This is a genomic window from Candidatus Megaera venefica, from assembly GCF_034554655.1.
Lineage (GTDB): Bacteria > Pseudomonadota > Alphaproteobacteria > Rickettsiales > Rickettsiaceae > Megaera_A > Megaera_A venefica.
The window spans coordinates 1-10,125 of the sequence record NZ_JARJFB010000063.1 but is presented as its reverse complement, the minus strand read 5'-3'; the positions used below and the strand labels follow the sequence as shown (position 1 = coordinate 10,125).

Genomic DNA, 10,125 nt, shown 5'->3' with positions numbered 1-10,125 from the left:
CTTCAGACACATCAAGATCTTGCTGCAAATATTCATAACCACAAAAATATTGCCAATAAATATTTTCCTTTAGCTCTTCCTCCGTAAACGAATCAGAACCGTTGTACATAGCTTGAAGCATTGATAGTGCTAGCATTACTCTATGATCTTTCTTATTTCTACCAAATTGCTTGATTTCAATGTTAGGCAATGCTCTGGCTTCAAGTTCAGACCAATTTACTAAATCCCTTAGTTTATATAACTTGTTTTTAGGATTTAGTTTTGTAGATAATTTCTCTTCAAATAACCTTTCTTGTTTTTGGAGAAAAGTAATATTTTCTATAGGCATAATTTTAAAATCCGTAAGCTTTATGCGGTAATTATACCATTTTCTTATGGATTTTGTAAGCTGTTTATGACATGAAACCCCTTGTTAATTCAGGCGGGGAGAGTTTTGACGGAGGGACTAGGTAACAGAAAATCTCATTAGTTAACTAAATATTAAAAAAATAACTTTTTATTTACAAAGTTGATTGCTCCGCATAAGATTAATTAACTCTAATATTTCACAAGGTATTTTATGCTTAATGAAACTTCTCCTGATGATACTCAAGGCTCTTTACTTACACCTGGAAGCATAGTAGCTATTACTGGCGCTGCACTTTCTTTAATAGGTAGTCTAGCAACTATTATATATGTAAAGGTAAAAAGCAGTTTTAGAGATGTACAAAATAGTAAAATAAAAATAGTTAGTAGTCTGGATGGTGATAAAATAGAAGGAAAGATTGTAATAAATTTAACCAATGACGAAAATTTTGCTACTACTTTAGTACAAGGCAAAAATGGTAAGGAAAGTGAGAATAATTATGAAACTGCACTAAAAGAATTAGTCAGTAACAATACAGCAGACGATAATGATACAGAAACAATTATTGATACCCCTGCACTAACACAAAACTATTCTGAGGCCCTACAAAATAATAGCAATGGCGATCAAATAATTGCTGAAACCAGACACGATTTAATTAAATATGCTTTTAATGCTTATCTTAGCGTAATGAAAACTCTACGAGTTCCATTAAATGAAGAGTTGCCCATATAAAAAGCTTAGACTCTCAACAGTTACCTAATAACCACCTAAACGGCTCTATATTTTTTAATGTAAAAGAAGTCAAAAATAATACACAACTAAAAAAAGAAGACCACCCACCGAAGGTAGGATTAAAACTTCCACCAAAGTCTGAAGAACAAGAATTTACCCCGTCAAAAGCTGCGCAAAAAAAATATACCTCTACTGAATCTTTATCATACGCCAAAGCAGAGAAAACAGACAAACCCACCAAAAACCAAGTTACTACTACTACAGCAACTTTAGTAGACGATATATTGTTATTAAACGATACTGACAGCGACCAAGAAAAAAACATGTCCATGAAAAAGTAAAAAAGGATCAGTCTATTCCTGTTGAAACCCAAGTGAAAGTGGTTGTAACAAATACTACCGACCAAAGGATGGAGTTGGTAGGCGATGCTGCCTATGATGAACCGTATGAGGAATAATACAGTTTACTAATATAAAGTTTCCCCAAACTTGATGCGGTATCTTAGGTATTCGGAGAAGCCTGATAGCGGCGTTCAGGATGACCCGTTTCTCTTTCGACTACCTGCAATACCGTTTAATTATGTTATGCTATAGCCGCGAGCCGCAACCGAAAAAAACCAAACTCTATAATAATTCTTGATTAATTCAATAACAAGATTAATTTATAAAAACTAATCCCTAACTACCATCACTGAAATAGAAGAATGCCTGACAATCTTTGAAGCATTTGGCCCAAGCATGTAATCTCTAAGCTGAGGCCTAACGGCTGAAATAATGATCAAATCAGCGTTTTCACTCTCTGAATATTTTATTACCTCGTCGTAAACGGCTCCTCTACCAATATAATAGCTAACATCTACTCCTTTTGGAACGTACTTTTCTACTATCTCATCAAATTGCTTAGTATATTTTTGCTTTTGGTCGCTCATCCAGTGTCTTGGAAGATAGTCCTCTATCATTTTCATCCCAAAATCAGGCATTATATAAATTAAATGTAATTTTGAACCAAACGCATTAACAAAATTCAAAGCGGGTGGAAAAACTGCCTTTAGTGACTGTTTATCAGCCAAATCAACTGGAATAATAATATTCTTGAACATAAAAACTAAGCTATTTTAATAAAAACTACTTTTGAGTATCACTCTTAAACCCTGGTATAACAAAACCAGTTGTAAATTCAGAATCTTCTATATCATACAGTACAGGATCTGAAGATTTAAATCTACTAAGTCTTGAATCTAAATGAGCTAGAAAATTTTCTACTATCTTTTTATCTACAGATTTACCAGCTACAAATATAGCAGAAATTGCAACTGTTTCTTGATCTTCAGTAATACCAGGATACCCTCCGGCCTCTAGCACTACTTTTTTAAACTGCGGCGAGTTTTTTACCAACAAATCAATTTTATCACTTTCAATTGTAACATTTATCACTTTCAATTGTAACAAAGTCATTCTCGCATACGTGAGTAACCATATTAACCAACATATCTGGATGCCCAGTCATAAGCATGATAGCATCAATTTTACCAGCACAAAATTCTTTTGCATAATCTTCATGAGATATTTCAATATCCTCTGGAGGTTTTTTAAAATCATAATACGCTGCAAGAGCGTCATAAGCGACTGAGCTATCAGACTTAGGAGGTCCATTAGAAATTCTCTTGCCGTCTAGGTCTCCAAAAACTAGTATTTTATCATCATCCTTAACAAGGACAGTAAAATATTCATCATGCAAACGCAATAATTGATACATATCTTTAAATGGCTCAGTAGCTGCAAAATAACCTGTCCCGTTATATGACTCCACCGCTAAGTTTGACAAAGTAAATGCGAAGTCTATTTTTTCTCTTTGTAATAGCCATATATTCTCTAGCGACCCAGTCGTTGGTACTACTTCACATTTAATACCGTCGTTAGCGCGTGATATAAACCGGCATAAATTCAATCCAATATTATAGTATCCCTCAAGCAAGCTACCACTACCGATTTTTATGATTTTTTTCTCGCCAGCACCTGCTGAGCTAGCACATAATATTAATATCGAAACACTCGTGCAAATTAATTTCCAAATCTTCATATCGACCTTCTTTTAAGAGTTATACATTTCTTTATCAAGAGTCCCTTCGGAGCTGTCTATAACTAAAGTTATAGTGGCATCCCCTGTAATATTGATCGTTGTACTTAGTAAGTCTAGTATTCTATCAATGCCCACTAAAAGCGCTACTCCTTCTATTGGCAACCCAACTGAAGTCAACATTATAGGTAGCATAATTATAAATGATCCAGGTATACCAGCTCCCCCAATCGACCCCAGTGTTCCTGTCAAGATAATAACAATATAATCGGATAACGCTAAGTCTACGCCCATTGCTTGAGCGAAAAAAATAACCGATAACCCGAGCTTAATCGATAAACCGTTCATATTAATTGACGCACCTAAAGGTAAAACAAAAGAAGTGCTTGATTCAGAAACGCCCATCCTATTTTTACATACTTGCATCGTGGTTGCTAAACTAGCTTTACTACTACCAGTAGACATAGCAATCATCTGATATTCGATACTTTTTTTGTAAAAAGGTATTGGAGAAATTCTACAAAATACAAATATAATCAAACCGTAGATTAGATACTGTAGTATAAAGGCTAATATTATTGCCTGCACTAATTTCCCTAATGTATATATGATATCTAGTCCTTGGGTCCCAATAACCCAGGCCGTGAGAGCAAATGCAGCATAAGGAGATAATTGCACCACCAAGGCAATCATTTTTAAGACTAGCTTCGCCGCAGAATGAATAAAATTTCGTAGCGGATCAGCAGAAGAGTCCATTCCATTAATTATGATACCTGTAAATATGGAAAAGAACACAACTTGTAAAATATTTGAATCGGCAAAAGCTTGAAACACATTATTAGGAACAATTTCAATAAAGAACTCTAAAAGATCAAAATTATTTTCTTTAAAGTTTTTCTCCGCCACCTGTCCCATATCAAGAACAACACCAGCACCAGGTTGTAGAATATAAGCTACTCCTAGACCGAACGTTACTGCTAAGCAGGTAGTTCCAAGATAAGCCATCACAGCTTTTCTTGCCACTCTTCCAATAGAGTTGGGGTCTCTCATACCCGTAATACCCGAAACCAAACTAAAGAATAGAAGCGGAACAATAACCATTTTTATCAAACGTAGGAAAACCGTTCCAATAGGTTTTATAGTTTCAACATGCTGGGGAGTATACACTCCGAAAATCACTCCCAGAATTAGGCCTAGAAAAACTTTATGCCATAATTTCATAAGAAAACCCCCATCACATTAGACCATAACAGTCATATAATTACAACACACTACTTGCATGAATCCAATCTATATACTTAACCAATCCGCCAGTAATATCAAGCTTAATTATTTGAGGTAATTGATAATTATGATTTAATTTTATCGATTCTTCAATAAGTTTGTAGTTTTTAGATGCCGCTTTTATCATTAAGCGAAACTCTTTTTCTTGCCGACATTCGTCTTCATAATAAAAAAAACTTTTAACTTTATCAACCTGAACACAAGCTGCCAACCTTTGTTCGACCAAATCGCTAGCAATTTTATTCGCTACCTCTTCACTATCAGTCGTTGTGATCACAACACAAGATTCTCTAGATTTCACATTACCTCAACAAATGCATTAGGGGTTTCAAATAATTTAATTTTAATTATTTGAAATGAACTTTTAATAAATAACTTGGGTATAATATCTATTTTAAGGTGCAGCGCTATATTCTCTGCAGTAGGATTTGCTTTTAAGTAATATATATTCTGTCCGGTATAATTAGCAATAAAAGAGCCTAAATTCTCATCATCAGCATGCAAAATTACATTATGGTCAAAATTTAGGTCAATCCATTCTTTCATTACAGATTTTAATTCTCCAAAATCTACAACCATTCCAAGATCGTCTAATTCTTCTGAGCTCGCAGTAATTTCAAGGACATACCTGTGCCCATGAAGATGTTTACACTTATGCTTATGGCCAATAACTCTATGACCAGCATCAAACTCTATACGACGAGTACATTCAACCATAATAACACCTAAAATTGTAAATCATCATGCTGAATTTAATCAGCCTCTTATGAAAATAGAAGATACCGGATCTAAGTCCGATATGACGATGTATGAACAATACTACAAAAACTTCAGCAATTCCTGGCGCTTCTCAAGCTTATCTAAAATAATATCTGCTTGCAAAGACCCCTGCTGCTGATCGAGAAGACTATTCTCCAGAAGTGTGATCTGGTTCATCACATCTGTTTTAGTTTCTCCTTCTAAAACAACTCCAAATTCACTAAGAATATTCAATTCTTCACCAGTAACTTGCGCAACCCCGTTAAAGACAAAATACTTCTGTTCTACTCTATTAAGAAACACTGAAATAATACCGGTGTTAATGTTAGAGATAAGTTTACAATGTCCTGGAAGGACACCAAACATACCTTCTTGACCAGGAAGATTTACCATATTTGCCTCTACATCGAGAAGAGTCATAGACGGTAGTATGATTTTCACTGATAAAGTACTTCTCATATCAAAACTACATTGTTACTTTTTCTTCAAGTTTTTTAGCCTTCTCAACCGCTTCTTCGATCGTTCCAACCATATAAAACGCAGCTTCAGGCATATAATCGTATTTACCCTCAATCAAGCCTTTAAACCCAGCTATTGTATCTTCGAGATCAACAAACTTACCCGGCATCCCAGTAAATACTTCTGCTACATGGAACGGCTGAGATAAAAATCTTTGTATTTTACGCGCTCTGCTAACAATCAATTTATCTTCTTCTGATAACTCATCCATACCAAGAATCGCAATAATATCTTGGAGAGATTTATAAGTTTGCAAGATTCTTTGTACTTCCCTTGCTATATTATAATGCTTATCACCAACTATTTCAGGATCAAGCATCTGCGAAGTACTATCAAGCGGGTCAACAGCAGGATAAATACCAAGCTCTGCTATTTGACGACTCAATACAGTCGTAGCATCAAGATGAGTAAACGACGTCGCCGGTGCAGGGTCGGTTAAGTCATCTGCCGGAACATAAATAGCTTGAACAGAAGTAATAGAACCATGTTTAGTTGATGTAATTCTCTCTTGCAGCATTCCCATATCAGTAGCCAATGTTGGTTGATATCCAACTGCTGACGGTATCCGACCCAAGGTAGCCGACACTTCAGAACCAGCCTGGGTAAACCGGAATATATTGTCTATAAAAAATAGAACATCTTGACCACCATCTAAATCTCTAAAAGATTCAGCAATAGTCAGCCCTGTTAACGCTACTTTTGCACGCGCTCCAGGTGGTTCATTCATTTGACCATATACTAGAGAAACTTTTGATTCTTCAAGTTTATCTGGATTAATAACACCTGACGCAATCATTTCGTGATAAAGATCGTTCCCTTCTCGCGTTCTTTCCCCTACACCAGCAAATGCTGTATATCCACCATGCGCCTTAGCCACGTTATTAATAAGCTCCATAATGATAACAGTTTTACCAACACCAGCTCCACCAAAAAGACCAATTTTACCTCCCTTAGCATATGGAGCAAGGAGGTCTACAACTTTTATACCAGTTATCAAAATGCTTCTCTCAGTGGATTGCTCCTCAAAGGAAGGAGGTTGTCTATAAATCGAAGAATAGGTTTTGGATGTTATAGGCCCTTTTTCATCCACTGGCTCACCAATCACATTCATAATTCGCCCTAAAGTACTAATCCCAACTGGAATTTGGATTGGCTCGCCAGTATCAATTACTTCAGTACCCCTGGTCAACCCATCAGTTGAGTCCATGGCAATGCATCGAACAGTATTGTCCCCAATATGTTGCGCTACTTCTAACACTAATTTTTGACCATTATTTTTACACTGAAGTGCATTTAAAATATTAGGAAGTTGTGCGCCTCCCATAAATTTGACGTCAACAATAGCCGAAATAATTTGAGTAACTTTGCCTTTATTCATAGTTATATATTACCAATTAATTATCTTTATCAATAGCCAACTTTCCAGAAATGCTGTAATTTTCTAGCTCTAAATCTGTTATCACAATCCTTACTTTTTCAGGAGACACATTTACTGAATCACAAACCGCTTTAGTAACTGTTTCTATAAGTTTCCTTTTCTGCTCTAAGGTTCTTCCTTTTATCATTTGTATGTTTATCAACGGCATGCCATACTCTTAAAATTTATTACTAATTATTCAAGGCGCGATGGAGCGAAACCTATATACAATAGGAGAGCTACAAGCAACAATGGAGAAAATACCACTCGATTGGCTATACAGATTCCGCTCCAGAAATTATCTCATTAAGCTCTGTAGTAATAATCGCTTGCCTTGACCTATTTAGTTGAAGAGTCAACTTGTCGACTAATTCCCCTGCATTTCTTGTAGCATTATCCATCGCTGTCATTCTAGCTCCTTCCTCGCTTGCACGACTCTGAAGCAATCCATAATTGATTTGACCACTAATATATAAACTTATAACATTATGCACCAATCCAGAACCTTCATACTCAGAAGAATTATTTATTTTGCTTTCTGATCTGGGCTGAGCCGGCAAAATTTGTTCTTTTGTCATAATTTGCGTCATAGCATTTTTAAATTTGTTATAATATATATAACAAGCACCGACCTTCTGACTCTCGACCAGCCCTATGATTTTATCCTTTACTTCTCTAGCAACGCATTCATAATTACCTTGAGCAACATGCTCATATCCAACTATTTTTTCCCCAAATTCATTCTTCAGCGCGTCTATACCTTTTTTACCTATAATAAGCAATTTAACTTCTTTATTATGTTCTTCTAGTTGCTTAATATCAAGCTTAACTCTCTTGATGACATTTGAATTAAAACTGCCACATAAACCTCGCTCTGAAGTTACAACAACCAAAAGATGAGGCATATTTTCAAGGTCTTTACTAAAAAACCTACGATCCTCTGCTGGCAAGTCCAACAAATTATCGCTTGCAGAAATATCATGCATAATGGCGCTAAGCACAGAAGAATAGTCATTCAGATTTTCCGCCTGATCTTTCAGCTTTTTAAGCTTTGCAGCAGATACTACATGCATAGCTTTAGTGATTTTCTGAGTAGATTTAATACTCTTCACTCTATTTCTAAGATGCTTCAGACCAGACATTTTACCTTAATTGTCTAAAAATTCTTCTACAAACCTAGCAAGATAGACTTTCAGTTTATCTTCGGTTTCTTCATTTAACTGCTTCTCTGCACGTATTGCAGAAAGTATACTATCTCCTTTTAACCTAATATCTTCCATAAGTTTATCTTCAAAAAGACGAACCTTAGACACATCTATCTTATCAAGATACCCCTTAACTCCAGCATACAAAATAACCACCTGCTCTTCTACTACAACTGGAGAATATTGTGGTTGCTTTAGAAGTTCAGTTAGCTTTGCCCCGTGTTTAATCAGCTTTTGTGTAGACGCATCTAAGTCAGAACCAAACTGAGCAAAAGATTCCATTTCTCTAAATTGGGCCAGTTCAAGCTTTAACGATCCAGAAACTTTCTTGATCGCTTTAATCTGGGCAGCAGATCCAACTCGACTAACAGATATTCCGACGTTTACAGCCGGCCTAATTCCCTTATAAAACAAAGCGCTTTCAAGGAAAATTTGACCGTCCGTAATAGAGATCACGTTTGTTGGAATATAGGCAGAAACATCTCCAGCTTGAGTCTCAATAATAGGCAACGCAGTTAACGAACCAGCTCCTTTGTCATCAGATAATTTTGCCGCTCTCTCCAATAATCTTGAGTGTAGGTAAAAAACATCTCCTGGGTAAGCTTCACGCCCTGGTGGCCTTCTAAGTAAAAGCGAAATTTGACGATAGGCAACGGCATGTTTTGTTAGATCATCATAAATAACTAGCGCATGCATGCTATTATCTCTAAAATACTCCCCAATAGCGCAACCTGTATACGGAGACAAAAATTGCAGAGTCGCTGGATCAGAAGCTGTTGCAGCAACCACCGTAGTATATTCCATCGCTCCGGCCTCTTCTAGCTTCTTCACAATCTGGGCGACAGTAGATCTTTTTTGGCCAATTGCCACGTATACACAGAAAATTTTATCCGCATCATTACCGGCGAGGTGCGCTGGTTTCTGATTAATAATTGTATCTATAGCAATAGCAGTTTTTCCTGTTTGTCTATCGCCTATGATCAACTCTCTCTGACCACGCCCAATTGGAATTAATGCATCAATAGATTTGATCCCAGTCTGAACGGGCTCATGCACACTTTTCCGGCCAATAATTCCTGGAGCTTTTACTTCAATATTACTAAAATGTTTTGAGATGATATCACCCTTGCCATCAATAGGCCGGCCAAGAGCATCAACAACTCTACCAACCATTGACATACCTATGGGAGTTTTTAATATCTCTCCAGTACGTTTTACTTTGTCACCCTGGCGAACCGAACTATCTTCTCCCATGATCACAACACCAACCATGTCACTTTCTAAATTGAGCGCCAATCCTTTAACACCAGATTCAAACTCAACCATCTCACCAGCCTGAACTAGGTCTATACCATAAACTTTGGCAATACCATCGCCAACTGTAATTACATACCCAACCTCTTGTAGTTCGCCAAGCTGGTCAATGTTGCCAATTTCACGTTCTAAAATCTCAGATATTTCCGAAGGATTTAACGTCATTTTCTAAAACTCCTTATTAAAAAAACTATATCAACGTCCAAAATACAATAAGTAACTTAAGCTAATTTATATACTATAATCTCGCAGCTATTTTTTGTATTCTATCCAGCATTCCTTGTACAGAGCAATCTATTAGATTGCTATCATACTTAACTATAACTCCTCCTAAGAGCGACTCATCAACACTATGCTCGAGCTCAATTTTTTTATCAAGTTCCGATTCAAGAAGATTACGTATAAATTCCATCTCCTTTTTTTCAAGCTTAAAAGCTGACAATACTTTAACAAATTTAATCCCTTTACTC

The 10,125-nt window shown here is 36.2% G+C and carries 15 protein-coding genes; 1 reads left to right on the top strand and 14 read right to left on the bottom strand.

The features are described 5' to 3' along the window. Positions 1–328, bottom strand: a 328-nt coding sequence (locus Megvenef_RS04810; protein WP_322776028.1) for a transposase, incomplete at its 3' end; no start/stop codon positions are given. Between the two features lie 231 nt (positions 329–559). Here Megvenef_RS04810 and Megvenef_RS04805 point away from each other — a divergent pair. Continuing rightward, positions 560–1,081 (top strand): hypothetical protein, encoded by a 522-nt coding sequence (locus Megvenef_RS04805; RefSeq protein ID WP_322776848.1) that lies wholly within the window; start codon positions 560–562, stop codon positions 1,079–1,081. Between the two features lie 13 nt (positions 1,082–1,094). Here the strand turns inward: Megvenef_RS04805 and Megvenef_RS04800 are convergent, their stop codons facing one another. From Megvenef_RS04800 to atpH, 13 genes are all read right to left on the bottom strand, one after another. Next, complete coding sequence (locus Megvenef_RS04800) at positions 1,095–1,412, bottom strand: hypothetical protein (RefSeq protein ID WP_322776847.1); 318 nt, start codon at positions 1,410–1,412, stop codon at positions 1,095–1,097. A 339-nt stretch (positions 1,413–1,751) separates the two neighbouring features. Beyond that, on the bottom strand, positions 1,752–2,180 hold the full coding sequence (locus Megvenef_RS04795) for a universal stress protein (RefSeq protein ID WP_322776846.1): 429 nt from the start codon (positions 2,178–2,180) through the stop codon (positions 1,752–1,754). Between the two features lie 25 nt (positions 2,181–2,205). Next, positions 2,206–2,535, bottom strand: coding sequence for a TAXI family TRAP transporter solute-binding subunit (locus tag Megvenef_RS04790; protein WP_322776845.1), 330 nt, complete (start codon positions 2,533–2,535; stop codon positions 2,206–2,208). Next, a complete protein-coding gene (locus Megvenef_RS04785) occupies positions 2,495–3,160 on the bottom strand; it encodes a TAXI family TRAP transporter solute-binding subunit (protein WP_322776844.1) in 666 nt (221 codons plus the stop codon). The genes Megvenef_RS04790 and Megvenef_RS04785 overlap by 41 nt, the downstream gene beginning before the upstream one ends. A gap of 12 nt (positions 3,161–3,172) precedes the next feature. After that, positions 3,173–4,378: a dicarboxylate/amino acid:cation symporter gene (locus Megvenef_RS04780; RefSeq protein WP_322776843.1), complete on the bottom strand. Its 1,206-nt coding sequence runs from the start codon at positions 4,376–4,378 to the stop codon at positions 3,173–3,175. Between the two features lie 40 nt (positions 4,379–4,418). Then, positions 4,419–4,742 carry a divalent-cation tolerance protein CutA gene (gene cutA, locus Megvenef_RS04775; protein ID WP_322776842.1) on the bottom strand — a complete coding sequence of 108 codons (324 nt, stop codon included), beginning with the start codon at positions 4,740–4,742 and terminating at the stop codon, positions 4,419–4,421. Further along, positions 4,739–5,158, bottom strand: a complete 420-nt coding sequence (locus Megvenef_RS04770; protein ID WP_322776841.1) for a 6-pyruvoyl trahydropterin synthase family protein — start codon at positions 5,156–5,158, stop codon at positions 4,739–4,741. The genes cutA and Megvenef_RS04770 overlap by 4 nt, the downstream gene beginning before the upstream one ends. Positions 5,159–5,260: 102 nt before the next feature. Continuing rightward, positions 5,261–5,659, bottom strand: a complete 399-nt coding sequence (locus tag Megvenef_RS04765; protein WP_322776840.1) for a hypothetical protein — start codon at positions 5,657–5,659, stop codon at positions 5,261–5,263. 7 nt (positions 5,660–5,666) lie between these two features. Further along, complete coding sequence (gene atpD, locus Megvenef_RS04760) at positions 5,667–7,103, bottom strand: F0F1 ATP synthase subunit beta (RefSeq protein ID WP_322776849.1); 1,437 nt, start codon at positions 7,101–7,103, stop codon at positions 5,667–5,669. Between the two features lie 10 nt (positions 7,104–7,113). Continuing rightward, positions 7,114–7,305, bottom strand: a complete 192-nt coding sequence (locus tag Megvenef_RS04755) for a 2-hydroxymuconate tautomerase (RefSeq protein ID WP_322776839.1) — start codon at positions 7,303–7,305, stop codon at positions 7,114–7,116. A gap of 106 nt (positions 7,306–7,411) precedes the next feature. Next, a complete protein-coding gene (gene atpG, locus Megvenef_RS04750; RefSeq protein ID WP_322776838.1) occupies positions 7,412–8,278 on the bottom strand; it encodes an ATP synthase F1 subunit gamma in 867 nt (288 codons plus the stop codon). A 6-nt stretch (positions 8,279–8,284) separates the two neighbouring features. After that, entirely contained in the window at positions 8,285–9,820 is a 1,536-nt protein-coding gene (gene atpA / locus Megvenef_RS04745) for a F0F1 ATP synthase subunit alpha (RefSeq protein ID WP_322776837.1), read from the bottom strand. A gap of 73 nt (positions 9,821–9,893) precedes the next feature. Continuing rightward, on the bottom strand, positions 9,894–10,125 hold a 232-nt coding region (atpH, locus tag Megvenef_RS04740), incomplete at its 5' end, for an ATP synthase F1 subunit delta (RefSeq protein WP_322776836.1).